This is a genomic window from Ralstonia flaminis, from assembly GCF_958415495.1.
Taxonomy (GTDB): Bacteria; Pseudomonadota; Gammaproteobacteria; order Burkholderiales; family Burkholderiaceae; genus Ralstonia; species Ralstonia flaminis.
In genome coordinates this window covers 124,991-150,857 of record NZ_CATZLL010000005.1, presented here as the reverse complement: position 1 = coordinate 150,857, position 25,867 = coordinate 124,991, and the positions used below count along the sequence as shown (strand labels likewise).

Annotated in this window: 28 protein-coding genes; 12 read left to right on the top strand and 16 right to left on the bottom strand. The window is 63.1% G+C overall.

The features are described 5' to 3' along the window. The first annotated feature begins 59 nt into the window (after positions 1-59). The gene (locus R2N11_RS09545; RefSeq protein ID WP_316680910.1) at positions 60-1,073 is read left to right on the top strand and encodes an aldo/keto reductase; all 1,014 of its coding nucleotides are present in this window, start codon (positions 60-62) and stop codon (positions 1,071-1,073) included. Positions 1,074-1,144: 71 nt separating this feature from the next. Here the strand turns inward: R2N11_RS09545 and R2N11_RS09540 are convergent, their stop codons facing one another. Together R2N11_RS09540 and R2N11_RS09535 are read right to left on the bottom strand one after the other, a co-directional pair. Next, positions 1,145-2,293, bottom strand: coding sequence for an ABC transporter substrate-binding protein (locus tag R2N11_RS09540; protein ID WP_316680909.1), 1,149 nt, complete (start codon positions 2,291-2,293; stop codon positions 1,145-1,147). 164 nt (positions 2,294-2,457) lie between these two features. Then, a complete protein-coding gene (locus tag R2N11_RS09535; RefSeq protein ID WP_199032492.1) occupies positions 2,458-3,063 on the bottom strand; it encodes a short chain dehydrogenase in 606 nt (201 codons plus the stop codon). Positions 3,064-3,170: 107 nt separating this feature from the next. On the opposite strand from R2N11_RS09535, the gene crgA reads away from it, so the two are divergent. The 3 genes from crgA to R2N11_RS09520 are packed head-to-tail and all read left to right on the top strand — an operon-like array spanning position 3,171 to position 4,801. Beyond that, on the top strand, positions 3,171-4,082 hold the full coding sequence (gene crgA / locus R2N11_RS09530; protein WP_316680908.1) for a LysR family transcriptional regulator CrgA: 912 nt from the start codon (positions 3,171-3,173) through the stop codon (positions 4,080-4,082). A gap of 59 nt (positions 4,083-4,141) precedes the next feature. Then, on the top strand, positions 4,142-4,567 hold the full coding sequence (locus R2N11_RS09525; RefSeq protein ID WP_316680907.1) for a DUF3995 domain-containing protein: 426 nt from the start codon (positions 4,142-4,144) through the stop codon (positions 4,565-4,567). An 18-nt stretch (positions 4,568-4,585) separates the two neighbouring features. Next, complete coding sequence (locus R2N11_RS09520) at positions 4,586-4,801, top strand: DUF3820 family protein (RefSeq protein ID WP_021197147.1); 216 nt, start codon at positions 4,586-4,588, stop codon at positions 4,799-4,801. Between the two features lie 9 nt (positions 4,802-4,810). Here the strand turns inward: R2N11_RS09520 and R2N11_RS09515 are convergent, their stop codons facing one another. Next, positions 4,811-5,719: a LysR family transcriptional regulator gene (locus R2N11_RS09515; RefSeq protein ID WP_316680906.1), complete on the bottom strand. Its 909-nt coding sequence runs from the start codon at positions 5,717-5,719 to the stop codon at positions 4,811-4,813. Between the two features lie 102 nt (positions 5,720-5,821). Between R2N11_RS09515 and R2N11_RS09510 the strand changes: the two genes are divergently transcribed. Beyond that, the gene (locus R2N11_RS09510) at positions 5,822-6,778 is read left to right on the top strand and encodes an SDR family oxidoreductase (protein ID WP_316680905.1); all 957 of its coding nucleotides are present in this window, start codon (positions 5,822-5,824) and stop codon (positions 6,776-6,778) included. On the opposite strand, the gene R2N11_RS09505 is transcribed toward R2N11_RS09510, so the two are convergent. Further along, positions 6,764-7,315 carry a phosphonate degradation HD-domain oxygenase gene (locus tag R2N11_RS09505; RefSeq protein WP_316680904.1) on the bottom strand — a complete coding sequence of 184 codons (552 nt, stop codon included), beginning with the start codon at positions 7,313-7,315 and terminating at the stop codon, positions 6,764-6,766. The genes R2N11_RS09510 and R2N11_RS09505 overlap by 15 nt on opposite strands. 172 nt (positions 7,316-7,487) lie before the next feature. On the opposite strand from R2N11_RS09505, the gene R2N11_RS09500 reads away from it, so the two are divergent. Further along, positions 7,488-7,865 (top strand): cupin domain-containing protein, encoded by a 378-nt coding sequence (locus R2N11_RS09500; protein WP_316680903.1) that lies wholly within the window; start codon positions 7,488-7,490, stop codon positions 7,863-7,865. Positions 7,866-7,868: 3 nt separating this feature from the next. Here R2N11_RS09500 and R2N11_RS09495 read toward each other — a convergent pair whose 3' ends face one another. Then, positions 7,869-8,627 carry a sulfite exporter TauE/SafE family protein gene (locus R2N11_RS09495; protein WP_316680902.1) on the bottom strand — a complete coding sequence of 253 codons (759 nt, stop codon included), beginning with the start codon at positions 8,625-8,627 and terminating at the stop codon, positions 7,869-7,871. Between the two features lie 34 nt (positions 8,628-8,661). Beyond that, the gene (locus R2N11_RS09490) at positions 8,662-9,099 is read right to left on the bottom strand and encodes a hypothetical protein (RefSeq protein WP_316680901.1); all 438 of its coding nucleotides are present in this window, start codon (positions 9,097-9,099) and stop codon (positions 8,662-8,664) included. Positions 9,100-9,235: 136 nt separating this feature from the next. Here R2N11_RS09490 and R2N11_RS09485 point away from each other — a divergent pair, with 136 nt between their 5' ends. Beyond that, positions 9,236-9,460, top strand: coding sequence for a hypothetical protein (locus tag R2N11_RS09485; RefSeq protein WP_199032128.1), 225 nt, complete (start codon positions 9,236-9,238; stop codon positions 9,458-9,460). A 259-nt stretch (positions 9,461-9,719) separates the two neighbouring features. On the opposite strand, the gene R2N11_RS09480 is transcribed toward R2N11_RS09485, so the two are convergent. The 6 genes from R2N11_RS09480 to R2N11_RS09455 all read right to left on the bottom strand — a co-directional run bounded on the left by R2N11_RS09480 (position 9,720) and on the right by R2N11_RS09455 (position 16,481). Continuing rightward, positions 9,720-10,706: a branched-chain amino acid ABC transporter permease gene (locus tag R2N11_RS09480; RefSeq protein ID WP_199032129.1), complete on the bottom strand. Its 987-nt coding sequence runs from the start codon at positions 10,704-10,706 to the stop codon at positions 9,720-9,722. Between the two features lie 14 nt (positions 10,707-10,720). Beyond that, entirely contained in the window at positions 10,721-11,605 is an 885-nt protein-coding gene (locus R2N11_RS09475; RefSeq protein ID WP_199032130.1) for a branched-chain amino acid ABC transporter permease, read from the bottom strand. A 91-nt stretch (positions 11,606-11,696) separates the two neighbouring features. Beyond that, positions 11,697-12,917, bottom strand: coding sequence for an ABC transporter substrate-binding protein (locus tag R2N11_RS09470; RefSeq protein ID WP_199032131.1), 1,221 nt, complete (start codon positions 12,915-12,917; stop codon positions 11,697-11,699). 76 nt (positions 12,918-12,993) lie between these two features. Continuing rightward, positions 12,994-13,734 (bottom strand): ABC transporter ATP-binding protein, encoded by a 741-nt coding sequence (locus R2N11_RS09465; protein WP_199032132.1) that lies wholly within the window; start codon positions 13,732-13,734, stop codon positions 12,994-12,996. A 97-nt stretch (positions 13,735-13,831) separates the two neighbouring features. After that, positions 13,832-14,602, bottom strand: a complete 771-nt coding sequence (locus tag R2N11_RS09460; RefSeq protein WP_199032133.1) for an ABC transporter ATP-binding protein — start codon at positions 14,600-14,602, stop codon at positions 13,832-13,834. Between the two features lie 244 nt (positions 14,603-14,846). Beyond that, the gene (locus R2N11_RS09455; protein WP_316680900.1) at positions 14,847-16,481 is read right to left on the bottom strand and encodes a GMC family oxidoreductase; all 1,635 of its coding nucleotides are present in this window, start codon (positions 16,479-16,481) and stop codon (positions 14,847-14,849) included. Positions 16,482-16,938: 457 nt separating this feature from the next. Here R2N11_RS09455 and R2N11_RS09450 point away from each other — a divergent pair, with 457 nt between their 5' ends. From R2N11_RS09450 to R2N11_RS09435, 4 genes are all read left to right on the top strand, one after another. Further along, positions 16,939-17,283, top strand: coding sequence for a hypothetical protein (locus R2N11_RS09450; RefSeq protein WP_316680899.1), 345 nt, complete (start codon positions 16,939-16,941; stop codon positions 17,281-17,283). 170 nt (positions 17,284-17,453) lie between these two features. Beyond that, positions 17,454-18,050 (top strand): hypothetical protein, encoded by a 597-nt coding sequence (locus R2N11_RS09445; RefSeq protein ID WP_316680898.1) that lies wholly within the window; start codon positions 17,454-17,456, stop codon positions 18,048-18,050. After that, positions 18,041-18,370, top strand: coding sequence for a hypothetical protein (locus R2N11_RS09440; protein ID WP_316680897.1), 330 nt, complete (start codon positions 18,041-18,043; stop codon positions 18,368-18,370). The genes R2N11_RS09445 and R2N11_RS09440 overlap by 10 nt, the downstream gene beginning before the upstream one ends. Beyond that, the gene (locus R2N11_RS09435; RefSeq protein WP_316680896.1) at positions 18,313-19,608 is read left to right on the top strand and encodes a hypothetical protein; all 1,296 of its coding nucleotides are present in this window, start codon (positions 18,313-18,315) and stop codon (positions 19,606-19,608) included. The genes R2N11_RS09440 and R2N11_RS09435 overlap by 58 nt, the downstream gene beginning before the upstream one ends. Positions 19,609-19,763: 155 nt before the next feature. Here the strand turns inward: R2N11_RS09435 and R2N11_RS09430 are convergent, their stop codons facing one another. The 3 genes from R2N11_RS09430 to R2N11_RS09420 all read right to left on the bottom strand — a co-directional run bounded on the left by R2N11_RS09430 (position 19,764) and on the right by R2N11_RS09420 (position 23,373). Further along, the gene (locus tag R2N11_RS09430) at positions 19,764-20,624 is read right to left on the bottom strand and encodes an alpha/beta hydrolase (RefSeq protein WP_316680895.1); all 861 of its coding nucleotides are present in this window, start codon (positions 20,622-20,624) and stop codon (positions 19,764-19,766) included. 65 nt (positions 20,625-20,689) lie between these two features. Next, positions 20,690-21,142 (bottom strand): Cu(I)-responsive transcriptional regulator, encoded by a 453-nt coding sequence (gene cueR, locus R2N11_RS09425; RefSeq protein WP_199032138.1) that lies wholly within the window; start codon positions 21,140-21,142, stop codon positions 20,690-20,692. Continuing rightward, complete coding sequence (locus R2N11_RS09420; protein ID WP_316680894.1) at positions 21,139-23,373, bottom strand: heavy metal translocating P-type ATPase; 2,235 nt, start codon at positions 23,371-23,373, stop codon at positions 21,139-21,141. Before R2N11_RS09420 ends, cueR begins: the two co-directional genes overlap by 4 nt. Before the next feature lie 158 nt (positions 23,374-23,531). Between R2N11_RS09420 and R2N11_RS09415 the strand changes: the two genes are divergently transcribed. Further along, the gene (locus R2N11_RS09415) at positions 23,532-23,732 is read left to right on the top strand and encodes a heavy-metal-associated domain-containing protein (RefSeq protein WP_199032471.1); all 201 of its coding nucleotides are present in this window, start codon (positions 23,532-23,534) and stop codon (positions 23,730-23,732) included. Positions 23,733-23,783: 51 nt separating this feature from the next. Here the strand turns inward: R2N11_RS09415 and R2N11_RS09410 are convergent, their stop codons facing one another. Further along, entirely contained in the window at positions 23,784-25,865 is a 2,082-nt protein-coding gene (locus tag R2N11_RS09410; protein ID WP_316680893.1) for a neutral/alkaline ceramidase, read from the bottom strand. Positions 25,866-25,867 lie beyond the last annotated feature (2 nt).

Here is a 25,867-nt window from a genome sequence, read left to right as displayed (position 1 = left end):
GGCGCGATCACGCTGCCTAGACTGGCGACTCCTCTCCCTGATCTGACAAGGACATCGCCATGCAGACACGACAACTCGGTCAATCCGACCTGCACATCTCCCCACTCGGCTTCGGCACCTGGGCCTCGGGCGGCGGCAATTGGGAATATGGCTGGGGCGCGCAGGACGACCGCGACTCCATCGCCGCCATTGCCGCCGCCACGGATGCCGGCATCAACTGGATCGACACGGCCGCCGCCTATGGACTGGGTCATGCTGAAACGGTTGTGGGCCAGGCACTGCGCGAGCTGCCCGCTGGGCAACGCCCCTACGTCTTCACGAAGGGCTCGCTGGTGTGGGACGCACAGGGCAGGATTTCGCATTCGCTGGATCCCGCATCGCTTTCACGTGAAATCGACGCGAGCCTGCGTCGGTTGAACGTGGAAACGATCGACCTGTACCAGATTCATTGGCCCGCCTTTCCGCCGGGCGCGCCCGAACAATCCATCGAAGCGGCCATCGCCGCATTGGAACAGGCGCGGCGAGCGGGCAAGATCCGCCAGATCGGCGTCTCCAACTTTGACGCGACCCAGTTGGAACGGGCCCGTGCCGTGGCGGCGATTACCTCTCTGCAACCGCCCTACTCGCTGCTGATGCGTGGCATCGAAGAATCCATCCTGCCCTACACGGCGGCGCATGGCATCGGCAACATCGTCTATTCGCCGCTGCAATCGGGGCTATTGTCGGGACGCATGACGCGCGAGCGGGTTGTGGCGCTGCCGGCCAACGACTGGCGCGCACAGCGCAGCCCCGAGTTTCAGGAGCCAAACCTGACGCGCAATCTGGCGCTGGTGGAGGTCTTGCGCGGTGTGGGCGCGCAACATGGCAAGACGCCGGCCGAAGTCGCCATCGCCTGGACGCTGCGCAATCCGGTCGTCACAGGTGCGATTGTGGGTGTGCGGCGACCGGAGCAGCTCGACGGGTTGCTCGGTGCGGCAAGCCTCAAGCTGAGCGATGGGGACCTCGCCGAGATCCACGCCGCCCTGCCCGAGGGCAACGCCGCCCCGGTGCCGCAAAGCGTGGCGCTCGCCTGAGCTGCGTCGCAAAAGCAAAACGCACGGCGCGAACCGTGCGTTTTGCTTGGGGCGATAAGGCTGTTACGTCGTCAGTTCTGCAGCTTCCACTTGCCGTCCTTGATCTCAACCATGACGCGCGAGCGCTGGTCCAACCCCAGGTGATCCTTCGCATTCATGTTCATCACACCATGCGAGATCGCCAGATTAGCCGTCGCTTCCATCGCATCCCGCAGCCCCTTGCGGAATGCCGGCGTACCGGGTTGCCCCTTCTTCAGGGCCTCGGGCATCGCGTTGGCGAACAGCAGACCGGCATCCCACATATGGCCACCGAAGGTCGAGACCTGCCCGCCGTAAGCCTTCTCATATGCGGTCTTGTACGCCAGCGCCGGCTTTTTCACCGGGTTGCTGTCAGGCAATTGCTCCGCCACAAGAATCGGCCCGGCCGGCAGGAACGTCCCCTCGCAATCCTTGCCGCACACCCGCAGGAAGTCGGCATTCGCTACGCCGTGCGTCTGGTACAGCTTGCCCTTGTAGCCGCGCTCCTTGAGTGCGCGTTCCGGCAGCGCGGCTGGTGTACCCGAGCCTGCGATCAGCACCGCATCCGGATTGGCACCCATGATCTTCAGCACTTGCCCCGTCACCGAGGTATCGGTGCGCGCAAAGCGCTCATTGGCCACGACCTTCAACTTGCGCAGCCCCGCCACCTTGTCGAACTCCTGCGCCCACGAATCGCCGTAGGCATCGGCAAAGCCGATCAGTGCGACGGTCTTCACACCATGGTTGGCCATGTGCTCGGCAATAGCGGTGGCCATGTGCGAGTCGTTCTGTGGCGTCTTGAAGACCCACGCGCGCTTGGCGTCCATCGGCTCGATGATGCGTGCCGAGGCGGCCAGCGTGATCATCGGCGTTTCGCTCTCGCCCACCACATCCACCATCGCCAGCGAGTTGGGCGTAACGGTCGAGCCGATCACCAGGTCAACCTTGTCTTCGGTGATGAGCTTGCGGGTGTTCTTGACGGCGGTGGTGGTGTCGGACGCATCGTCGAGCACGATGTACTCGATCTTCTTGCCCGCGATTTCCTTGGGCAGCAACGCCACGGTGTTCTTCTCGGGAATCCCCAGCGAAGCCGCCGGCCCGGTGGCCGACACCGTGATGCCGACCTTGACCTGGGCGAATGCCGTACCGGCCAACAGAGCCGTGGCAGCGAGTGCAATGCGGGTGGCGCGCGAAACCTTCATGCCGTCTCCTGAAGTGTGTGGGCGGGTTCTATGCCCGCCCTTGATCTGGAAGTCTGGGAATTCACCGACCGATGGGTCGGGGATGAAGGAGTCTAGAAGGAGTCACGCCGCGCGGGCAAGGGGGAGATTCCCTTTACCTTAACGTGTTCACGATCCGCACTGGCTCAGCCGACCCGATACACGCGCCCGCTCTGCACACCCTCGACGCTGCGCCGATACGCCAGCGCCGCACGCGCAGCCGGCACCGGCTCGAAGCCTGGGAAGAACGGCCCATACGCCGCCATCGATTCGGTCAGCACCGTCGGGCTGACGGCATTGATACGGATGCCGCGCGGCAGCTCGCACGCCGCAGCCCGCACAAAGCCCTCCACCCCGGCGTTCACCGCCGTCGCGTTGGCGCCCTGTGCAATCGGCTCCTGGCCGACGATGCCGGTGGTCAGCGTGATCGAGCCGCCATCGTTCAGATAGTGCTGGCCAACCAGCGCGAGGCGCACCTGGCCGAGCAGCTTGTCCTGCAGGCCGATGTTGAAATCCGCCGCCGACATCTCGGTCAGCGGCCCGAAGAACAGGTTGCCGGCGGTGGAGACGATGGCATCCACACGGCCAACTTTGTCGAACAGCGCGGCCACGCTGTCGGCGTTGGTGATGTCGACCTGATGCTGACCCTGCGTACGGCCCACGCGGATGATCTGGTGTGCCCCGCCCTGCTCCAGTTCTGCCACCACGGCGCGGCCAAGCGTGCCGCTGGCGCCAATTACGACGATCTTCATGCTGCGCTTCCTTGTTGATTCGATTGGAATGACGTCTATTCTTCGCCGAACCCTGTATGCGATAAAGACGTGGTAACTTCGGCCATTCCTAATCAACAGTTCGGAATATGGACAAGCTGCGCAGCATGGAAACCTTCGTCGCCGTGGTGGAAGGCGGCAACTTCACCGAGGCAGCGGCGCGGCTGGAGATGTCGGCGGTGATGGTCGGCAAGTACGTGCAGGAACTGGAGACGCGGCTCGGCGCCCGCCTGCTCCAGCGCAGCACACGCCGCCAGAGCCTGACCGATGCCGGCCGCGTGTTCTATGAAGATGCCAAGCGCGTGCTGGAGCAGGTGCGCTGGGCGGAGACCTCCGTCGAACGGCTACGCGCATCACCCTCGGGCACGCTGCGTGTGAGCGCACCGACCACCTTCGGCGCATGCGTCATTGCCCCGCTGGCGGCGACCTTCCAACAGGCGCATCCGCAGGTACGCGTGGAACTGAACCTGAGCAACAGCATGGTCGATCTCGTCGACGAGGGGTTCGACCTTGCCATCCGTATCGGTGCGCTGGGTGACGCCGACTTGGTGGCCAAACCACTGTGCGTGTATCGCATGGTCATCTGCGCATCGCCGGATTACCTGGCGCGGCATGGGCGACCCGAGACGCCGGCGGACTTGCCGCAGCATCGCTGCCTCTCGCACATGGTGTGGAACAACCGCAATGCATGGCAGTTGCGCGGGTGGGATGGCGACACGCCCTGGCGCGACGATCCGGCCTTCACGTGCAATGACGGCCACGGCCTGCGCATGGCAGCAATTGCGGGTGCCGGCCTGTTGCTGCAGCCTGAGGTGCTGGTGGCGGAAGACTTGGCCAACGGCCGATTGGTGCGCGTGCTGCAGGCTTATGCGCCGGAGCCTCGGCCGATCCACATCGTGTACCGGCAGGATCGGCGGCCGTTGCCGAAGCTCTCCAGTTTTGTGGCGCATCTGCTGGAGCGGGTGGCAGCGCGTGTGCCGGCTCAGGGTGCGGCACCGTAGCCGTCGCAGCAGGCGACACGGCTGACTACACTCGGGGCATCCTCCTCTGAGCCACCATCATGTTCCTCGCCCTCGTTGCTGGTCGTATCGCTTGCGCAGTGCTCGCCTTCCTCGGTTTGACGCATCTGTACTGGGCAGCGGGAGGCGCCGCCGGCAAACAGGCTGCACTGCCGTCGGTGGGTGGCGCACCGGTGTTCAAGCCGAGCGCGATTGGCACAGCATTGATCGCGGTGATCCTGCTCGCCATGGCAGCCTGGGTGGCCGCGGCGTCCGGCATCCTGACCACGCCGATTTCGCACGGCGTACTGCGCATCGGCGCCTTCGTGCTCGCCGCTATCTTTGCGCTGCGTGCGGTGGGCGATTTCCGCTATGTCGGCTTCTTCAAGCGGGTACGGGGCAGTGTGTTTGCGCAGCGAGATACGTGGGTGTATTCGCCGTTGTGTGCGGTGCTAGCTGTGTTGATTGTCGCGGCCACCTCACGCTGACACGGCACAATAGCGCCCATGCAACCCGAAGACCTCCAACGCCTCGTCACCACGCAAATGCCGTTCGGCAAGTACAAGGGCCGGCTCATCGCCGACCTGCCAGGCCACTACCTGAACTGGTTTGCGCGCGAGGGCTTTCCGCCGGGGCAGATCGGCCGCCTGCTGGCGCTGATGCAGGAGCTGGATCACAACGGCCTGAAAGGCCTGCTCGATCCGCTGCGCCAAGGCAGATAACACGATCGGTCATTCCCCGTCGATGTAGCGTCGCAACCCCGTCGCCAACGCATCAAATACGACGCGACAGCGCGGGCTATCGCGCAGGTCTTCATGCATGGCGAGCCACGTGTCGAGCACGATCGAAACCTCGCCAGCAAACAGGCGTACGAGATCCGGATTGTGCTGCGCCAATCCCACTTGGCAGAAGCCGATACCAAAACCCGCGCGCAACGCGGCAATCGCTGCGAGATCGCTGTCTGTGCGCAGCGCAAACCGATTGCGCTGCACCCACGGCAACTGCGCGCGCACGCTGCGCAGAAAGGCGCTCTCCTTGTCGTAGCCGATCAGCGTGTGACCCGTGAGATCACCCAGTGTGGCGGGCACACCGCGCCGCTCCAGATAACGCCGGTGCCCGTACACACCCAGCTCGATGCCACCGATATGCCGCGCAATCAACACGCCCTGCGTCGGTGGCTGCATGCGCACGGCGATATCGGCCTCGCGGCGCAGCAAATCCTCCATGCGATTCGACGGCACCAGCTCGAGCGTCAGCTCCGGATACGCGGCGTGCAGATCAGCGAGGATGGGCGGCAGCACTTCCACCGCCACCACCTCGCTGGCGGTGATGCGCACGGTGCCGCGCACGCCCTCGCCATGGCTGGATGCAGCCCGCAGCAGTGCGGCGCTGGTCGACTCCAGTGATTCGGCAAACGGCCGCAACGACAGCGCCGCCTCGGTCGGGCTCAACCCCTGCTGGGTGCGGATGAACAACGGCAGGCCCAGCGCCTGTTCCAGCGCATCAACGTGACGCCCGGCGGTGGGCTGAGTCAGCCCCAGCGCGCGCGCTGCACCCGACAGCGAGCCTTCCCGCACGACGGCCAGAAAGGTCCGATACAGCTCCCAGCCCGGCTCCGTGAATACTCTTGGTTCACTCATACAAATTCGTATAGCAGCACGCTTATCATCAACAATTCCATTGAAGCACAAGCGCGACCAGAATGCCTCCATCGCAACGAGAACACACTCGGGAGCAGGGTCATGGAACAGGCAAAACGCATCGCATTGGTACTGGGCGCCACCGGTGGCATTGGCGGCGAGGTAGCACGGCGGCTGGTGGCACGCGGCTGGCACGTGCGTGCATTGCAGCGCAATCCGGATGCACTGACGGATCGCAACACCGCCTTCGAGTGGGTGCGCGGTGATGCGATGGTGCGCGAGGACGTGGTGGGTGCCGCACAGGGCGCCGAGCTGATCATCCACGCCGTCAACCCGCCGGGCTACAAGAACTGGGCCGGCCAGGTGCTGCCGATGATCGACAACACCATCGCCGCAGCCCGCGCATCTGGCGCACGCATCGTGCTGCCCGGCACGGTGTACAACTTTGCGCCCGACACCTTTCCCGTGCTGCGCGAGAACACCGTGCAGCAGCCGCTCACACGCAAGGGCAAGATCCGCGTGGAACTGGAGCGCCGCATGCAGGCCGCCAGTGCCGATGGTGTGTGCAGCCTGATCGTGCGCGCTGGGGATTTCTTTGGTCCGCACACGGGTAACAACTGGTTTGCCGGCGCGCTGGTGCATGCAGGCAAGCCCGTCAGCACCCTCACCTATCCGGGCGCGCGCGGTGTCGGCCACCAATGGGCCTATCTGCCGGACGTGGCGGAGACGATGCTGCGCCTGGTCGAACAAGGCGACCGCCTGCCGGACTTTGCCGTGTATCACATGCGCGGTCACTGGGACGCCGACGGCACGCAGATGGCCGCGTCAATCGGCCGTGCGGTCGGGCATCCGGTCAAGACGCGTGCATTTCCATGGTGGCTGCTGCCGGCACTGGCGCCGTTCTCGGAGATGCTGCGTGAGATGCGCGAAATGCGTTATCTGTGGCAGCACCCGGTGCGCATGGACAACGCCAAGCTCGTGCAGACACTGGGCGCCGAGCCGCATACGCCGTGGGATGAGGCTGTGGGCGCGACGCTGCGCAGCCTACGTTGCGTTTGAGACGCGCGCAGCCGTCGCCAGAAAGTGCGAGAGAGCGGGCGTCGACTGGCCGGCCACCTTGGCGAGGTCGTCCCAGCGGCGCAGTTGCAGCGCGTCCGCCGCGTAAGGTCGCTGCATGAAGGCCTCGGCCTCCTCCGCCGAAAACACCCCGCCCTGCAACGCCAGACTGCGCACGGAATCGGCCGACAAGCGCGCGTAGTAATGCGCGTCCATCGCGCACAGGCAGCGCTTGGCGTCCACATGCAGGCGGATCGGCTCCAGCACCGCATCCGGAAACGTCGCGCGCAGGAACGGCAGCGCAAAGTACTGGTGCTGATCGTCGATGCCGTGCGCGGTTGGCGTATCGCCTTGCAGGTTCAGCAGATGCCCCAGGTCATGCAGCAGTGCGGCGGTGATGAGCGCATCCGATGCGCCCGCCTCCTCCGCCAGCGCAGCGGTTTGCAGCGCGTGTTCAAGCTGGGTGACGGGCTCGCCGCTGTAGGCGATGCCGCCGTGGCGGTCAAATAGCGTTTGGATGTCGTCGAGGCTCAGAGCCATGATGCTGCTGCACAAAAGAAGGCGAAACCTTGTAGCCTAGTGCGCGCGTGCGTCAAACCGGTGACAACGCTTCGCGCATTAGCCTGCGTGATCGGCTCGATTAGAAAGTTTGGTTGGGAATGCGCGGTGCACGCCCTTATCTTCAGGGCCTCCCCACACATCGGAGTGCATCATGCTCGCAGGACACGCCGTACAGGTCACGCAGGCGCTGGAACAGGTAACGGACTATTGGTCGCCGCGCATCGTCGGCCAGGTCAACGACCAGCACATCAAGGTCGCCAAGCTGAAGGGCGAATTCGTCTGGCACGACCACCCGAATGAGGATGAGCTGTTCTTCGTGGTCTACGGCCGCCTGAAGATCGCCTTCGAAGACCGCGACGACGTGCACCTCGGCCCCGGCGAGTTCTGCGTGGTGCCGCGCGGCGTGCGCCACTGCCCCGTCGCCGACGAGGAATGCGGCATCATGCTCATCGAAACCGTCACCACGCAGCACACGGGCGATGTCATCACCGAGCGCACCGTGGCGCTCGACACGCAGCTGGGTGGGTAAGCCTCAGCGGATGAACGCGTCGTAAGCCGTCTTCAAAATCAGCGCCAGCACCACCACGATGAACACCTTGCGCACGAAGCGGCTGCCGTGCCGCAGCGCAAGGTGGCTGCCAACCTGGTTGCCGGCCACGTTGGCCACCGCCATCACCAGGCCCAGCTGCCACCACACGTGGCCCTTGGACGCTAGCAGCAGCAACGCCGCCACATTGGTCGCCAGGTTGACGATCTTGGTGGACGCCGAGGCATGCAGGAAGTCGTAGCCGAACACGCGCACGAACACGATCATCAGAAAGCTGCCGGTGCCCGGACCAAACACACCATCGTAGAAACCGATGACAGCGCCGGCCAGTAGCGCCGCCGCACGCTCGCGCCAACCGGTGAGGCTGGGGGCGTGATCGGCGCCGAGGTTCTTTTTCGCCACCGTGTAGATCAGCAGCACCGCCAGCACAAACGGCAGCGCGCGGCGCAGCGGTTCGGCGGGGATGTGCATGAGCGCCCACGCGCCAAGCAGCGAGAACCCAAATGCCGTGACCACCGCCGGCGCCGTCGCACCCCAGTAGATGCGCACCGTGCGGCCGTAGCGCACCGCCGCCGTGGCCGTGCCCGACATCGACGCGACCTTGTTGGTGCCGATCAGCGTGGCCGGCGCAATGTTCGGGTATGCCGAAAACAGCGCGGGAATCTGCACCAGGCCGCCGCCACCGGCCACGGCATCGATCAGGCCAGCCAGAAAGCCGGCCAAGGCGAGCAAAGCGAATTCCATCGGGAAACAGAAACAGGCGAATGAGCGGGAAGGACTAGCCCAGCGATTTGGGCGACGGACGCGCGCTGCGGCGCCAGCAACCGGTCGCATCCGCTGCAAAGCCGAGCGCGGTGGCGTCATACGCGGCAAGCGCCGCGGGCGGCAGCAGGACGTGGAGTATGCCATGTGCGCGGGCGTACTCATTGACGGCGGCCAAGGCGGCATCACGCGTGGCCACGTCATCGGAAAACAGCATCACGCCGACCGGCAGCCACGCCACCAACCCACCGAGCGCCAAGTGTGGCACCAGCGTGATCGGTGTGACGCCAAGCAATGCCCCGTCTTCCTCGACAAGGAAGCACGGATGCACGCTCGGGTGAGCCAGCAGCGTATCGACGGCATGCGCCAATTGCAGCGGCGAGGCGCTCGATGCGATGGCGGCCAACAGGCGTGGCCGGTCATCCAGCGTGGCAAGGCGGGTGGACAGGGTCATGGGGACTCAAGGCGAAGGCGCCATTGTCATGCAGTGCGCGCATAGACGTCGACTCCGAATGCATTTCTCTTGTGCGCCAGCGCCGACGAGACTGTGGGCATGTGGATATGTGGATAACCCGAAAACGGAGCCCACCATGACCGACCCCACCCGTGCCCTCACCCTGCAATTGCTGCAGTCACTGGCCGAGCGGCCCAGGCCGTATGCGGAGGTCTTGGAGACGTGGCGGACGTCATGTCCACGTTTGTCGATCTGGGAAGATGCGTGCATTGATGGGCTAGTGGATTGCTTGCCCGACACGCGTTTGGTAACCGTCAGCGCCCGGGGCCGGGCCCTGCTGGCGGCGAGCGCCGCACACTGAAGGCACAAACTAAAAGGCCCTGCCGGGGATCGCCTGGCAGGGCCTCTGTTCTATTTAGCATCTCCACCGTTTCGTGCGGTGTGTGCTGTCGTCTCCTCGCTCCCGCCTCATTTATCTCGTGCGAAAACCGTAACGAGACTGTAAAGAATGCACCGCAACGCAACAACTAGAGCAAACCCTTACGGTGCACTAAGCACCAAATAGGCACCAAGATCACCCTTTCGGGGGGGATGCGACGCCATTTGCGGCCATTGTGACCCTAGCGCCGCAGCCAAGGTAGTCGTGCAGCAATTTCACCCATGATGCCGCGGCGGAAGGTCAGCACGCAGATCACGAAAATCGCACCCGTGACCGTCGTGACCGATTCGCCCAGCACATTGAACCCGTCGAAACCGGTGGCGCCCGCCAAGAAGGTACCGATGTCGCCCAGCTTGTTTTCCAGCGCAATCACCAGTGCCGCGCCCAGGATCGGGCCCGACAGGATGCCCAGGCCACCCACCAGCGTCATCAGGATCACCGAGCCTGACATCGACCAGTGCACGTCCGTCAGCGTCTCAAAGCCGAGCACAAGCGTCTTGAGCGAGCCAGCCAGCCCGGTCAGCGCCGCTGACAGCACGAAGGCCAGCAGCTTGAAGCGGTCGGTGTCGTAGCCGAGGGAGATGGCACGCGGCTCGTTCTCCTTGATGGCCTTGAGGATTTGCCCGAACGGCGAGTGGATCGTCCGCACGATCAGCAAGAAGGCCAACGCGACGATCGCCAGCACCACGTAGTACAGCGTCAGGTCGGAAGACAGATCCAGCATGCCGAACAGCTTGCCGCGCGGCACGCCTTGCAGGCCGTCTTCGCCGCCCGTGAACGGCACCTGCAGGCAGAAGAAGTACAGCATTTGCGCCAGCGCCAGCGTGATCATCGCGAAGTAGATGCCCTGGCGGCGGATGGCCAGCAGGCCCACGATCAGACCGATGAAGGCGCCTGCTGCCGTGCCGGCCAGCAAGCCAAGTTCGGGCGTGACGTTGAGATCGCGCATCATGTAGCCGGCCACGTAGCCCGCGCCACCAAAGAACGCCGCGTGCCCGAACGACAGCAGCCCCGTGTAGCCCAGCAGCAGATTGAACGCCGACGCAAACAGCGCAAAGCACAGCAGCTTGGCGACGAACACCGGGTACGCTCCCACCAGCGGCGCCGCAATCAGCGCCACCAGCAGCAGGCCGTACAGGACGTATTTGAGGGAAGAAGAGTTTTGCATCGTGCCGCTTCGCTTTATTTCTCTTTACCGAACAGGCCGGCCGGACGCACCAGCAGCACCAGCACCATGATCACGAACACCACCGTGGCCGACGCCTGTGGATAGAACACCTTGGTCAGCCCTTCGATCACCCCCAGGCCGAGGCCGGTGAGGATGGAACCCATGATCGACCCCATGCCGCCGATCACCACCACGGCAAACACGGTGATGATCATGCTCTGCCCCATCAGCGGCGAGATCTGGATGACGGGTGCCGCCAGCACGCCCGCAAAGGCCGCCAGCGCCACGCCAAAGCCGTAGGTGAGCGTGACCATGAGCGGCACGTTCACACCAAAGGCTTCCACCAGCTTCGGGTTCTCGGTGCCGGCGCGCAGGTACGCACCCAGCTTGGTCTTCTCGATCATGAACCACGTGGCGAAGCACACCGCCAGTGAGGCCACCACCACCCACGCGCGGTAGTTGGGCAGCATCATGAAGCCAAGGTCGGTCGCACCCTGCAGCAGCTCGGGCGTGTCATACGGCAGCCCCGACACACCGTAGATGGCACGGAACACACCCTCGATCACCAGCGTCACGCCCAGCGTGAGCAGCAGGCCGTACAGGTGGTCGAGCTTGTAGATGAAGCGCAGCAGCGTGCGCTCGATCACCATCCCCAGCACGCCGATCGCCAGCGGTGAGAGCACCAGCATCAACCAGTACGGCAGGCCGAGGTACGAGAAGCCCATCCACGTGAGCACCGCGCCCAGCATGAACAGCGCGCCGTGCGCGAAATTGATGACGTTGAGCAGCCCGAAGATGACCGCAAGGCCCAGGCTCAACATCGCATAGAAGGAACCGTTGACCAGACCCAGCAGCAGCTGGCTGAGCATGGCCGGTAGCGGAACGCCGAAGATTTCCATCGCGGTCAGTAAGAGGACATCACACCAACAATGCAACAACGCTGAAGGCGCCACCACCCACGCGGGCAGCGGCGCCGGATTGCTTACCTGCTTACTTCTTCATCAGCGAGCACTTCGACTCGGCCGGCGTGGTGAAGGCCTGGTCACCCGGGATATCCGTGACGATCTTCATGTAGTCCCACGGCTTCTTCGATTCGGCCGGGGTCTTCACCTGCATCAGGTACATGTCGTGCACGTAACGGCCATCGGCGCGGATCGTGCCCTTGGCATAGAAATCGTCCAGCTTGGTCTTCTTGAGCTGGGCGATCACCTTGTCCGGATCATCCGTGCCGGCGGCGGCCACTGCCTTGATGTAATTCGACACCGCCGAATAGTCAGCAGCCTGCAGGCTGCTCGGCATCTTCTTCATCTTCATGAAGTAGCGGTTGGCGAACTTGCGCGTGGCGTCGTTCATGTCCCAGTACCAGCTGTCGGTCATCAGCAGGCCTTCGGCCGTTTGCAGGCCCAGGCTGTGCACGTCATTGATGAACATCAGCAGGCCGGCGATCTTCATCGTCTTGGTGATGCCGAATTCCTTGGCCGCCTTGATCGAGTTGATCGTGTCACCACCGGCGTTGGCCAGGCCCAGTATCTGCGCCTTGGACGACTGCGCCTGCAGCAGGTACGACGAGAAATCCGATGCCGACAGCGGGTGCTTGACCGAGCCCACCACCGTGCCGCCGTTGGCCTTGACCACGGCTGCGGTGTCGTTCTCCAGCGAGTGGCCGAAAGCATAGTCGGCGGTCAGGAAGAACCACGACTTGCCGCCCTGCTTGACCACCGCGCTGCCGGTGCCCTTGGCCAGGGCCACCGTGTCATACGCATAGTGAATCGTGTACGGCGTACATTCCTCGTTGGTCAGGCGCGCCGTGCCGGCACCGATGGAGATGAACGTACGCTTCTTCTCGGCAGCCACCTTGGCCATGGCCAGCGAGGTGGCGGAGTTGGTGCCGCCCAGCAGCATGTCCAGACCTTGCTGGTCCATCCACTCACGCGCCTTGGAGGCAGCGATGTCGGCCTTGTTCTGGTGGTCCGCCGTGACCAGCTCGATCGGCTTGCCGAGCACCTTGCCGCCCGCGTCTTCAATGGCCATCTTGACCGCCTCGACGCCGCCTTGTCCGTCGATGTCGGCATACAGGCCGGAGAGATCGGTGATGAAACCGATCTTCACCTTGTCGCCGCTCACCTGGGCATGCGCGCTCAGCGGCGCAAAACCCGCCGCCGCCCCCAGTCCTACCGCCATCAGTGCACCAGCCAGCTTCTTGAGTGTCATGGTCTTGTCTCCTGTAGTGCGCGCATCGCTTGTGACGCGTCGCGCGGTGGTGAAGCAAATTGATATCGACAACGCTTTAGACGCCAAGCAGTTCGTGCAGCACGGGCATCTTGTCCTGCAACTGCGCCGCCTCGAAACGCTCGACGATGCTGCCGTGTTCCATCACATAAAAGCGATCGGCCAGCGGTGCGGCAAAGCGGAAGTTCTGCTCCACCATCACCACCGTGTAGCCGCGCTTCTTGAGCATCAGGATCATGCGGGCCAGCGCCTGCACGATCACCGGGGCCAGCCCTTCGGAAATCTCATCGAGCAGCAGCAAGTTCGCTCCGGTACGCAGGATGCGCCCGACCGCCAGCATCTGCTGCTCGCCGCCCGACAGGCGCGTGCCCTGGCTCTGGCGGCGCTCCTTCAGGTTGGGGAACATCTCGTAGATCTCGTCCACGCTCATGCCCGCATTGCCGCTCTTTGCCACCTGGTCCTTGAGCACCGGCGGCAGCATCAGGTTCTCTTCGCACGACAGGCTGGAGAAGATGCCGCGCTCTTCCGGGCAGTAGCCGATGCCGCAGTGGGCGATCTTGTGCGTGGGCAAGTCGATGGTCTCGACACCCTGGCCGCTCGCGTCATGCACGACGATCGAGCCACGGCGCGTGCCCACCAGGCCCATGATGGCGCGCAGCGTGGTGGTGCGGCCCGCGCCATTGCGGCCGAGCAGCGTGACGACCTCGCCGCGGTTCACGGTCAGGTCGACACCATGCAGGATGTGCGATTCGCCGTACCAGGCGTGCAGGTCCTTGATCTGGAGCGCGGGCGTGCTCATGCAGTGTTCTCGTGTGTTCGGGTCTAGCGTTTCGCTTAGCGTTCATGCCACGGCATGCGGCCGTGTCGACTGATCGGCGGATGATCGATTCGGCCGGTCAGTGGCCTTCCAGCGCCGCATCGACGGTGCCCATATAGGCTTCCATCACCTGCGGGTTCTTCGAGACATCTTCGTACGGGCCTTCGGCCAGGATCTGACCGCGCTGCAGCACTGTGATCTTGTCGGCGATGGAAGACACCACGTTCATGTTGTGCTCCACCATCAGAATCGTGCGGCCTTCGGAGACACGCTTGATCAGCTCCGTCACGCGGTCCACGTCTTCGTGGCCCATGCCCTGCGTGGGCTCGTCGAGCAGCATCAGCTCGGGCTCCATCGCCAGCGTGGTGGCAATCTCCAGCGCGCGCTTGCGGCCGTAGGGCAGCTCCACCGTCACGGTATGCGCGAACTGTGTCAGACCCACCTGTTCGAGCAGTGCCATCGCACGTTCATTGAGCACATTCAACGATTGCTCGCTGCGCCAGAATGCATACGCCGTACCGAGCTGGCGCTGCAGCCCCACGCGAACGTTTTCCATCACCGTCAGGTGCGGAAACACGGCAGAGATCTGGAACGAGCGGATCACGCCACGACGTGCAATCTGTGCCGGCTTTTCCGATGTGATGTCGACGCCGTTGAACAGAATGGTGCCGCGCGTGGGCACCAGGAATTTGGTCAGCAGGTTGAAGCAGGTCGTCTTGCCGGCACCGTTCGGGCCGATAAGCGCATGGATCGACCCGCGCTGCACGCGCAGGTTGACGTCGGACACGGCGGTAAAGCCCTTGAAGGCTTTAGTCAGTCCGCGCGTTTCGAGAATGATGTCCTGCGCCATGATCCCCTCTTGTCTCCCGCCTCTTTTTTGGTGCGAACGATTGTCAACGGCTGTTGCGTCGCAAAACATCGGGGTTTGTACCAAGACGATTACGCGTCGCTTACGGCCCATAAACCCGCACCGGCATTGGCTTTGCGGTTTTCCGATGGGGGTTACGTAGAGTTACGTATCGGAGCAATACCGATTGCCTATCGATATGACATGGGCGCGTGTCACGCCCGTGTCATCGCCCCGCAAACCGGCGTCAGGCCGCCACCGGCTCGCCGCGCGCACGCGCCTTGCGTGCCGCTCGAATCATCTCGCCGGCCTTCTCGGCAATCATGATCGTCGGCGAGTTGGTATTGCCCGAGGTGATGGTCGGCATAATCGACGCATCCACCACACGCAGGCCGTCAATGCCATGCACGCGCAACTGCGCATCGACCACCGCGCCCGCGTCATCCGCCCGGCCCATGCGGCAGGTGCCGACCGGGTGGAAGATGGTCGTGCCGATGTCCCCGGCGGCGCGCGCGAGGTCGTCGTCGGTCTGATAGTTGGGGCCGGGCAGGTATTCCTCCGGCCGGTACTTCGCCAGAGCCGGCTGCGCAACGATGCGGCGCGTCAGGCGCAGCGAATCGGCCGCGACCTTGCGGTCCTCCTCCGTCGACAGATAGTTGGGCGCGATGGTCGGCGCCGCAAACGGATCCGCCGAGGTGAGATGCACCGAGCCGCGCGAAGTCGGTCGCAAGTTGCACACGCTGGCGGTGAATGCGTTGAACGCGTGCAGCGGGTCACCAAACTTGTCGAGCGAGAGCGGCTGCACGTGGTACTCCACATCCGGCCGCGCCACTTGCGGGTTGGAGCGCGCAAACACCCCCAACTGCGACGGCGCCATGCTCATCGGGCCGCTGCGGTTGAACGCGTATTCCATGCCGATCAGCGCCTTGCCCCACCAGTTGGCGGCACGCGTGTTGAGCGTCGGCACGCCATGCACCTTGACCACGCAGCGCAGTTGCAGATGGTCTTGCAGGTTCTCACCCACGCCGGGCAACGCCTGACGCACGTTGATGCCCAGCGCCTGCAGCCGCTCCGGCTGACCGATGCCTGCCAGCTCCAGCAACTGCGGCGAGTTGATCGCCCCGGCCGAGAGGATCACCTCTTCGCGCGCGGCCACCGTGTAGTCCTGCCCTGCCCCGCGATACGCCACACCTGTGCAGCGCTTGCCATCAAACGTGAGCGCGCGCACTTGGGCGCCGGTCACGATGGTCAGATTGTGCCGTTGCGATGCTGGCCGCAGAAAACCCTTGGCGGTATTCCAGCGGATACCGTGTTTCTGGTTGACCTCGAAATAGCCAACGCCGAAGTTGTCCCCACGGTTGAAGTCGCTCGTGCGCGGGATGCCCGCCTGCACGGCGGCCTCGATGAAGGTCTCCAGCACTTGCCACTGCAGACGTTGCGCTTCAACGCGCCATTCGCCGCTGGCGCCGTGCCATTCGTTGGCACCGCCGTGGTAGTTCTCGCTGGCCTTGAAGAGCGGCAACACGGCGTCCCACTTCCACGAAGCATCGCCGGTTGCGGCAGCCCAGCCGTCGTAGTCTTCGCGCTGGCCGCGCATGTAGATCATTCCGTTGATGGACGAGCAGCCGCCCAGTACGCGGCCTCGTGGGTAGCCGAGTGAGCGGCCGTTCAGGCCGGGCTCTTCGCGGGTGCGGTAAAGCCAATCGGTGCGTGGGTTGCCGATGCAGTAGAGATAGCCGACGGGGATGTGGATCCAGTGGTAATCGTCTTTGCCGCCGGCCTCCAGCAGCAGCACAGAGACGTCGGGGTCTTGCGTCAGACGGTTGGCCAGGACGCAGCCCGCGGAGCCTGCGCCGATGATGATGTAGTCGTAGGTTTCCATGTCTCCGTGCTTTTTCTCTTTGGTGTTGCTGGGTTTTGGGTTTTGTTTTTTGTTCTTGTTCTTGTGGTGCATCCCTTGTTTCATCCCCTGCCGGGGCTGACTCACTTTCTTTGTCTTGCCAAAGAAGGGCGCGCCCAAGATGGTGAAGGGTCATTTTGCACGGGATTGGGGGGAATTGTGGCGGACTGTTTTCTAGCCCATAGCGTGGCGTTGATACCAGCCTCGCGGGCTATACTCTGCGCGTCGTAAACAGCGACGATCGGTTTAGCAGCCGACGACTCAAGGCGGGCACCAATTTTGCCGATTGGTGTTCCGTTCGCGTTCGCCCATACGGGCGGGCCTTGACAGGGAGGACTTCGGTCCTGCCGGTCCTTGAGTCGGTCTGCTAACCCTGACTTGTGCCCGCCCACCCCGTTTAGCAGCGGGGCGCGGGTCTAAACTTCTCAAGAAGTTAGACATGACCCATCTGCGCGTCACACCCCCACCGGTAAGCCAAGACCTCCCTCTTCTTGATCACGCGATCTCTGGCTTTTCACCATTCCCACTCTACGGCTCCATCGAGCCGCTCAATACGCAGGACACACAATCGCTCCTGCGCCTATGCGACACGACTGAGACTGTCGCTCGCGGCATCGGCACAGTTTTGAGGCTGGTCGCAAACAACGATGCGGAAGGTTCAAGCTTCCTTCTCCCAAACACGGTTTCCGATCTTCTTGCACTCTGTCGAGTTGCCGCTGAAACGTTGGCAGATGACGCGCAAAGTCTGCAAGACAACATCGATGTCAGACCCGCTGCTAGCTAGAGCTGCAAATACGGCGCGGCGCCAATGCCGCGCCCGGTGCAAGCCAACACTAAGCAAAGTTTCACATAGCTAACTTGCACACGCATGCCTCCCCTCCTAGGTTTCAGAAACACATTCAAATAGACGTCCAGCGCGGGCGATGAGCCAAACGTCCCGCGAAAGGGGGAGACGTGAAGGCAAAAATCGTGGCCGTAGTTGCCATGTGCTCAGTTGCTGCTGCCTGGTGGTCCTTCTCATTCACAAGTGAGGGCGATGCTCAGAAGCAGGCAACCGACTCAGCGACGAGCAACGCTCCAACAGCATCCAACGCAACTCAAGCCAACAAGGGTTCAGTCCTGAACTCACAGGTTGGTGCGGTCGAAAATCAAGCGGGCCGCCCCGGCGTGAAATCTACTGATTTCGATGCGTCCATCGCGGGCATCGACGCCAACAAGAACGGCATACGCGACGACGTCGAACACTACATCGAGAAGACGTATCCGGACCCAGCGCAACGGGCCGCGATGATGCAATACGCCAAAGCTCAGCAGAACTTCATCCTGACCGCGACAACACCGGAAAAAGCTCAGATTGCGGCACAAGAGCTCTGGCGTTCATTCGCCTGCGCTCGCAGTCAACTCGGGCGCGCATCGTGGCTGGACGCCACCAAAGACGTTCTTGCGATGTATCTCAACACTCGCGAACGACTGAATGCTCAAGCGAGAGCTCAAGACAATCTGGCTGGACAAATCGTCGATTCATACTCGGGAGACAAACCATGCGATTGAAAGCCATCGCCCTGATGTGTTGCGTTGCGCTGGGAACACTGCCGTCGCTAACTGCCGCTCAAGTCGAAACGAAGTGTGAATCGAGATACCGCATCTACTTCGGCAACGGCATCCGGAACACCCCGCAAGACTGGGAAGCTAGCAAAGACGAGCTCGCCGCCATGATCGGCGCGAGGTTCAACGGTGTCCCCGTCAGCTACGCAAACGCGATCAACCCGACCGGGGATTTATTGATGACCTTCAGCGCGTGTTCCAGCAAAAGTTGGCTGAAAACTCTGATCTCTCGTGGGAGCTACTTGTTCGCGCGTCGTTGGGGCTAATCAACGGCATCTCTCCAGAGCTCGCAAGAATCGCCCTAGATTTGATCATCAAGACAGAAAGCGAATCCAGCGCAGAGCTGAAGAAGAAGTGGGAAGCCGAAAACAGCTACATTGACAGCCGCGTCACCACCCATGTGGCGGGTTATACCCAGGACATCGTTGAGAACGGCAGACGGGTTCTGCTGGTGGCGCACTCTCAAGGCAACCTCTACGGCAACGCTTCTCATCGGCTTCTATACAGCAACCCTGACGTCACGCCGGGCAGCTTCGGAATCGCCGGTGTTGCCACACCCGCAAACTATGTCCCAGGCGGCGGCACATATGTCACTTCCAATGCAGACGTGGTCATCAATGCGCTGCGATCCCTCATCACGGATCAAGTATTGCAAGCCAATGTCTCAATCCCGTTCGATACGGCTGAGCTATCTGGACACAACTTCATCAAGACCTACATGAATCCCGAAAAACCTGCTCGGGACAAAATTCAGCAGATGACGACGGTGGCACTGAATAAGCTTGTGGAACCGAAAGAGGCTTACGACTACAAGATAGTAACCTACATACACAGCGGCCCATTTCACCCTTTGGCGAGCGCCAATGAAGTCAGCTATTTCGATCTTAGCGGGTGCCCACTCGGTTACCCATATTGCTTTCATTCCACAGAATTAAAAAATATATACAACTCAAAAGGCATTGGATACGACAAACAGGTACCCGAAGAACGCCCCTCGTTCGAGGCACTTACAAATCAGGCTATAGAGCGACTATCGACTCTCGACAGCAACGCATCCAATCCAAAACACCCATTAAATTGGCATTTAAGATCAAGCCTTCCTTATATATATCTTAGTTTCGCATACGATCACACAGAAAGTCCAAGCCCCATGATTTGGGGTAGCGTTAGCTATGACTCGTTAGGGAACCTCAATTTTCCACCAAGGCAACTCGGAGACTACCTCACTCTCGTCGCAGGTCAATTCTGGATGCCAATACAACCAATTGCACCTTGGTATTCAAGGAATCCCGTTACGCCACGCGAAGTATTTCAAAACAAAATTTGGCAACCAATTATCAATTCACTGGATGCGTTGAAATACAAGGCAATCCAATACGAAGTCACCGATCTTGATCTTGCATCGCAATCATGGGTTCAACCGAGTCCACTTAATCCCTACTATCGATTGAAACGACTCACCACAAAAATCTGCAAACCAGATGACCTATACCGATCAAACTGAGTAGGCTGTCAATATACAAATCAGCGACAATCGATCGTGTCCTTACTTAAGAAAATTCCCGAAAGAACTGGCTCGCCTTGCACGATAGTTAAGTAAGCGCTTTCTCGACATGCAACCGAAGTAAAGTGCTTCGCAGCACATCAAGTTCACTCACCTCAAATCCGAGAAGCCAACCACTCCCTCATCTTCTCAAACACCTCACCACGCAACGGTTCCGCTTCGTTGAAGATCTCGTGATAACCACTGTCGAACCAGGCCAGCGTGCGCAGCGCTTCCGGCACATTCGCGTAGAAATCCCGACTGCCCGACGGATCAACAATCGAATCAGAACCACCGGCCATCAGCAGCATCGGCGCTTCCAGGCGCGGCGCATCTTTCTGCGCCTGCGTAATCGCATTGAGCATGAATTCAAGCAGTGACGCACTGATCGTGCCCTGCACCAACGCATCCGCACGATAAGCCGGCGCAACGCTCGGGTCATGCGACAGCTTGGCCGGATCCACCGGATTGGGCACCGCTAGCCGCGGCGCCAGCGCAGAGAGAATGCCGCGCACAATGCCCGCCCCCGGCGGCAGCTTCACGCGCAGTGCGGGCGATGACAGCAGCACGCCACGCACCGGCCGAATGCGCGCCGTGGTGAAGCGCGCAACGATTAGCCCACCCATGCTGTGCCCCAGCACAAACGGCATCTCGTGCCACTCGGCGACGGCCGCGTCGATGATTTCTGCGAGGTCGGTGAGGTAGTTGTCTTGCGCGTCGAGCGCCATGCGTGGGCCGCCGCTCTTGCCGTGGCCGCGCAAATCAAAGGCCCGCACGCGCAGGCCAAGATCAGTGAGCACCTTGGCGACATGTGGATAACGCCCGCTGTGTTCAGCCATGCCGTGGACGAGGATGACGGTGCCGCGTGGTGCGCCGGTCTCGGGTGCTGGTAGCCAGGTGCGGACCAGCAACTCGGTATGGTCCTTCATGCGCTGGCGGCTTTCAACCGCGTTGACCTCTGCGTGGGCTTGCGTCATTGGCGTCTCCTCGTTGGGTTGCCGGATTGTGGCATAGACGCCGCCCCGCCCAATCGAGGGCCCCCTCAGTGGCAGCAGGCGCCCTTGTCACCAGTCTCGCCAGCCACGCCTTCGAGGATCGGGCAGTCGGGCCGGTCGTCGCCGTGGCAGGCGTTGGCCAGCGTCATCAGTGTGTCGCGCATGCCTTGCAGCTCGCGGATGCGCGCGTCCAGGTCGGCCACATGGCGCATCGTGATGGCCTTCACATCGGCGCTGGCGCGTTCGCGGTCATGCCAGAGCGACAGCAGCGTGCGGATCTCCTCCAGCGCGAACCCAAGCGAGCGCGACCTGTGGATAAAGCGCAGTACGTGCAGCGCCCGCGCGTCGTACATGCGGTAGTTGCCCTCGGTGCGCGGGCTGGGCGGCAGCAGGCCGATGCTCTCGTAGTAGCGAATCATCTTGGCCGAGACGCCGCTCGCCTTGGCGGCCTCGCCGATATTGACCGGAGCTTGGGTTGCGTTGAGATCGGTCTGCGTCATACGCGGTCTCCGGAGGCTTGCCAGCGGCGCAGCATCAGCGCGTTGGTCACGACGCTCACGCTGGAGAACGCCATCGCCGCGCCGGCAAAGGTGGGACTCAGCAGGCCAAAGGCTGCCAGCGGAATGCCCACCACGTTATAGATGAATGCCCAGAACAGGTTCTGGCGGATCTTGGCGACGGTGCGGCGCGAGAGGTCGAGCGCATCACTCACCAAGCGCGGCTCGCCCCGCATGAGCGTGATGCCAGCGGCCTGCATGGCAACGTCCGTGCCGGTGGCCATGGCGATGCCGACATCGGCCGCAGCCAGCGCGGGCGCATCGTTGATGCCATCACCCACCATCGCCACCACGTGGCCGCTCTGCTGCCAGGCCATCACGCGCGCGGCCTTGTCGTGCGGCAGCACTTGCGCGGCCACCTCGTCAATGCCGAGTGCATCCGCAACCGTGCGCGCAGCGCCCGCGTTGTCACCGGTGACGAGTGCCGTGCGAACGCCACGTGCCTGCAGCGCAGCGACCGCTTCCTTGGCACCGGGCTTGAGCGCATCGCCAAAGGCAATCAGGCCACGCAGTTGCACACCACCTTCGGTGCTTTGTGCGAGCCACGACACGGTGTTGCCCTGGGCTTCCAGCGCATCTGCACGCGCTTGCAGTGTGCTGCGGTCGAGCCCCAGCTCACTCATCCAACGCGCGTTGCCGAGTTGCAGCGACGCACCGTTCACGATGCCGCGCGTGCCGCGTCCAGCCAGCACTTCGGGCGATTGCGCGGGCGCGATTGTGCGACCTTTCGCGCGGCCTTGCTCCACCGCATACTCACGCGTGGCATGTGCGAGTGGGTGGGTGTTCTCGGCTTGCAACGCAGCAAGTTGATCGAGCAACGTATCGGTATCCACACCGGGTGCAGCTTCGACTGCCGTCACGCGCGGCTGGCCGACGGTGAGCGTGCCGGTCTTGTCGAAGACGACGAAGTCCACTTGCTGCGCACGCTCTAGCGCCTGTGCATCGGCAATCAGGATGCCGCGCCGTGCGCCCGCACCGGTGCCCGCCATGATGGCCGACGGCGTCGCCAAACCGAGCGCACACGGGCAGGCAATCACCAGCACCGCCACCGCGTTGACAATGGCCGTCTCCCACTCGGCCCCGGCGATCGCCCAACCGGCCAGCGTGAGCAACGCCGCCACCAACACCGCCGGCACGAAGATCGCGCTCACACGATCGACCAGTTGCTGGATCGGCGGCTTGGCGGCCTGCGCGTCTTCGACCAGGCGAATGATGCGCGAGAGCATGGTATCCGCGCCGATGGCCGTGGTGCGCACCAGCAGCACGCCGTCGGTGGCGATGGCGCCAGCGGTGACACGATCGCCTTCGCGCTTGGGGCTTGGCAGGCTCTCGCCGGTCAGCATGGATTCATCGACGTGGCTGGCGCCTTCGAGCACCACCGCATCGACCGGAATGCGCTCTCCGGCGCGCACCGACACCACGTCGCCCACACGCACACGGGCAACGGGCGTGTCGCGCAGCGTGCCATCGGCGCCGCGCACGCGGGCGGTATCCGGGCGCAGCGCCTGCAGGGCGCGGATGGCTTGTGCCGTTTGGCGCTTGGCGCGCACTTCCAGCCACTTGCCCAAGCGCACCAGGGTGATGACTACGGCAGCGCTCTCGAAGTACAAATGCGGCATCTCATCCGCACCGGCACGCCACCACAGCCACAGCGACAGGCCATACGCCGCCGACGTACCCAGCGCGACCAGCAAGTCCATATTGCCGGCCCCCGCACGCGCGGCCTTCCAACCCGACTTGTAGAAACGCGCGCCGATCACAAACTGCACCGGCGTCGCCAGCAGCCATTGCGCCCACGCGGGCAGCATCCAATCACTGCCGAGCCAGCCGGCAACCATCGGCAGCACCAGCGGTACCGACAGCACGGCGGCAATCCACACGGGGCCGGCGCCGTCCCAGAAATCCGTTTCGGTGGCGACGGGCGCGGCGGTTTCGTCTGCCGCGACACGTGCCTCGTAGCCGGCAGCCGTCACGGCAGCAACCAGCGCATCACCGGTCGCCCCGCCATGGACGCGAGCGCGTTCGGTAGCGAGGTTCACACTGGCTTCGGTCACGCCGGGCACGGCGCGCAGGGCACGCTCAACCCGGCCTGCACAGGCGGCGCAGGTCATCCCGCTGATATCGAGGTCAGTCGAAGCGTCGTCGAGGTTGGCGACGGGGCTGGCGGCAGTCATGGAAGCGTCCATTTCAGGGAGAATGGCATCAGCCTAGACCTTCCCATCTTGGCAAGGTCAAGCCCTCATCTTACGCTTGCGCTTCCCACGGTGGGAAGGTTCATACTGCGCCCGTGACTTCCTCTCCCTTCTTTTCTTTCGATTCAGGAGCCAGAACCATGACGACGTTTTCTGTGGAAGGTATGAGCTGCGGCCATTGTGTGTCTGCCGTCACCCGTGCGGTGCAACAGGTGGATGCTGCCGCCAGCGTGCAGGTTGATCTGTCTACGCAGACCGTGGCCGTAACGAGCGGGGCCGCCACCGATGCCGTGAAGGCCGCCATTGAGCAGGCCGGCTATCCGGTCAAGGCCGTCGTCTGAAACCACCAAGCAAGGCAATGGGCGACGGATGCGCCGCCCAACCCGCCCTCTTCAATTCACCTCGAACGACCGTGACGTGCCCATGAAGGGCGTGATGGTCCCCAGCAGGTTCTTGGCATCGCCCTGATGCACGATGCGGTACGTGCCAGCCGGTGTGCCGGTCGGAATTGTCCAGCTGATTTGCGCTTCAGATTCGGCACCGAACACGCGTTTCCAGCGGTACTGCGTTGACCAGTCGCCATCCACCGCCACCGTTTTCCACGCCCCATCCACCAGACGCTGCACCTTCACAAAGGTGTCGTTGCGGTGCAGGTTGTTCTTCGGGTGGCCGGTGACGAAGACCACGCTTACCGTCTGGCCTGCCGTGTAGCGCGCGGCGGCATCGGTCTTCACATCACCAAACTGGTGGAGCAGCGGCGGTGCATCCAGCACCACGCCCGTCTGGAAGGTCATCTGCTGCCGGCTCAGGTCCGCCGGCGTGAGTGTGTTGGTGGTGGGGCGCCCCTGCGCCATGTCCTGCGCCAGACGATCCAGCTCCTGCATGTAGGCCGGCTGCGTCCACCTGCCGAACAGCGTGCTGCCGCCTTCGTAGTCCTGCACGTCGTACTCTTCTGGCGTGGTCACGTATTGTGAGTACGCATTGGAATAGCTGACCGCCAGCACGTTGTGGATAGTGGTACCGAGCGTGCGCGCCAGCTGTCGGCGGATGCGGTAGCCCGACATGATCGTCAGCTCGGCTGGCACCGCCGCCAGGTACAGCGGGCCGATGCGTACCAACTGCACCGGCAGCACCGGTGGCGTCCAGGGCACCGGCCGCATCAGGCCGGTGGGCACGAACAGCTCCTTGGGCGCGTGGCACTTGCGCAGGTCATCCGGAATCGTGAACAGCAAGCCACCGAGTGCGGCCAGGAACGGGTTGCTCTGCCCTTCCAGCGCGACACCCGGGCCAGGGCCGTCCTCCGTGCTGCCAGCCGCCAGCGTGGTACCGATGGCCGCGGGACACGTGGTGTGCCGCTGGCCATCGCCGGTGTAGGCGGGCTCCACGGTGACGTTGCCCATCTCGACATAGCGCTGTCGCACATCCACCCCGCCCGCGAGCGGCGTCGACGGTGCATCCACCAGTGCCTGCGCCACACCAAATTGACGCTCACCGATGATGCGTGTGTTGTCGAACTCGTTCTCGGTCGGCCCGCTACCGGGCTTGAGATTGAGGTTGGGCGTCATGTCACCCGCGTTGGTCTGCGCGAATGCCGCCACAAAGCCCTTGCCTTCGAGGTAGCGCACGCCCATCACGTCGTGCTCGAAGTGATAGGCGGCGTAGCCCTTGTTGTCGGCGCTGATCAACGTGTTGGTATTGGTCATGCTGGTGCCGTGCGTGGCAAACAGGTTCAGCACACCCACGGCCTGCCCCGCACGGCGGAAGGTCAGCTGCGTGACCAGCGGATCGATTTCTTCAGGAAACACCGCGCGATCCGCCGCCGGGTTGGCACGGAACGCCGGCGCCGAGCGGTTGCGGCTGGCGTTGTGCAGCTCGCTCTGGTTGAGGTCGATCTCGCCGGGTTGCACGTTGTCGTGCGCCTGTACGATGGCCTCGACCATGCCATCGACAATCGCGTTGAAGGTCTGCGGCAAGTAGCCCAGTGCATTCAGGTTGTACAGCGCGTAGTGGGAGAAACCGCCCGGTCCCGCGTGCGTGTGCGTGGCCGTGAGCAGCACGTTGGCATCGGTGTAGAGCGCCCCGTAGCGCGCCTTCAGCCGCGCCAGCACCGCCTGCTGCACGCCCTGCATGACGGCACCGGTTTCCGTCACCACAATCGCCACGCGCTGCTTCGTTGCCGGGTCTTCGATGATGAACGCGCGGGCACGCTGCCGCTGGTGAATGCCGCCGGTCTGCTGATCGATCTTCGAGTAGCCGAACATGCCGGCCTCGGCCGCCTCGCCCGTGATGTCGCTGATGCCCGTGCCGATGTTGTACGCCGCAGGGGATGCGGCCTGCGCCACGCTCTGCACGGACCGCGTGGCCGCTGTCGCCACCGGCGCCGTGCCCCCGCCCTCACTGCCACCACATCCGCCCAACACCAGCAACGCGGCTGACAGCGCCGCCCCCTGCTTCCATGTCCTGCGATCCATCATGA

Coding starts and splice junctions, on each gene's coding strand:
- R2N11_RS09545 (WP_316680910.1), top strand. CDS start 60: ATGCAGACACGACAACTCGGTCAATCCGACCTGCACATCTCCCCACTC.
- R2N11_RS09540 (WP_316680909.1), bottom strand. CDS start 2,293: ATGAAGGTTTCGCGCGCCACCCGCATTGCACTCGCTGCCACGGCTCTG.
- R2N11_RS09535 (WP_199032492.1), bottom strand. CDS start 3,063: ATGAAGATCGTCGTAATTGGCGCCAGCGGCACGCTTGGCCGCGCCGTG.
- crgA (WP_316680908.1), top strand. CDS start 3,171: ATGGACAAGCTGCGCAGCATGGAAACCTTCGTCGCCGTGGTGGAAGGC.
- R2N11_RS09525 (WP_316680907.1), top strand. CDS start 4,142: ATGTTCCTCGCCCTCGTTGCTGGTCGTATCGCTTGCGCAGTGCTCGCC.
- R2N11_RS09520 (WP_021197147.1), top strand. CDS start 4,586: ATGCAACCCGAAGACCTCCAACGCCTCGTCACCACGCAAATGCCGTTC.
- R2N11_RS09515 (WP_316680906.1), bottom strand. CDS start 5,719: ATGAGTGAACCAAGAGTATTCACGGAGCCGGGCTGGGAGCTGTATCGG.
- R2N11_RS09510 (WP_316680905.1), top strand. CDS start 5,822: ATGGAACAGGCAAAACGCATCGCATTGGTACTGGGCGCCACCGGTGGC.
- R2N11_RS09505 (WP_316680904.1), bottom strand. CDS start 7,315: ATGGCTCTGAGCCTCGACGACATCCAAACGCTATTTGACCGCCACGGC.
- R2N11_RS09500 (WP_316680903.1), top strand. CDS start 7,488: ATGCTCGCAGGACACGCCGTACAGGTCACGCAGGCGCTGGAACAGGTA.
- R2N11_RS09495 (WP_316680902.1), bottom strand. CDS start 8,627: ATGGAATTCGCTTTGCTCGCCTTGGCCGGCTTTCTGGCTGGCCTGATC.
- R2N11_RS09490 (WP_316680901.1), bottom strand. CDS start 9,099: ATGACCCTGTCCACCCGCCTTGCCACGCTGGATGACCGGCCACGCCTG.
- R2N11_RS09485 (WP_199032128.1), top strand. CDS start 9,236: ATGACCGACCCCACCCGTGCCCTCACCCTGCAATTGCTGCAGTCACTG.
- R2N11_RS09480 (WP_199032129.1), bottom strand. CDS start 10,706: ATGCAAAACTCTTCTTCCCTCAAATACGTCCTGTACGGCCTGCTGCTG.
- R2N11_RS09475 (WP_199032130.1), bottom strand. CDS start 11,605: ATGGAAATCTTCGGCGTTCCGCTACCGGCCATGCTCAGCCAGCTGCTG.
- R2N11_RS09470 (WP_199032131.1), bottom strand. CDS start 12,917: ATGACACTCAAGAAGCTGGCTGGTGCACTGATGGCGGTAGGACTGGGG.
- R2N11_RS09465 (WP_199032132.1), bottom strand. CDS start 13,734: ATGAGCACGCCCGCGCTCCAGATCAAGGACCTGCACGCCTGGTACGGC.
- R2N11_RS09460 (WP_199032133.1), bottom strand. CDS start 14,602: ATGGCGCAGGACATCATTCTCGAAACGCGCGGACTGACTAAAGCCTTC.
- R2N11_RS09455 (WP_316680900.1), bottom strand. CDS start 16,481: ATGGAAACCTACGACTACATCATCATCGGCGCAGGCTCCGCGGGCTGC.
- R2N11_RS09450 (WP_316680899.1), top strand. CDS start 16,939: ATGACCCATCTGCGCGTCACACCCCCACCGGTAAGCCAAGACCTCCCT.
- R2N11_RS09440 (WP_316680897.1), top strand. CDS start 18,041: ATGCGATTGAAAGCCATCGCCCTGATGTGTTGCGTTGCGCTGGGAACA.
- R2N11_RS09430 (WP_316680895.1), bottom strand. CDS start 20,624: ATGACGCAAGCCCACGCAGAGGTCAACGCGGTTGAAAGCCGCCAGCGC.
- cueR (WP_199032138.1), bottom strand. CDS start 21,142: ATGACGCAGACCGATCTCAACGCAACCCAAGCTCCGGTCAATATCGGC.
- R2N11_RS09420 (WP_316680894.1), bottom strand. CDS start 23,373: ATGACTGCCGCCAGCCCCGTCGCCAACCTCGACGACGCTTCGACTGAC.
- R2N11_RS09415 (WP_199032471.1), top strand. CDS start 23,532: ATGACGACGTTTTCTGTGGAAGGTATGAGCTGCGGCCATTGTGTGTCT.
- R2N11_RS09410 (WP_316680893.1), bottom strand. CDS start 25,865: ATGATGGATCGCAGGACATGGAAGCAGGGGGCGGCGCTGTCAGCCGCG.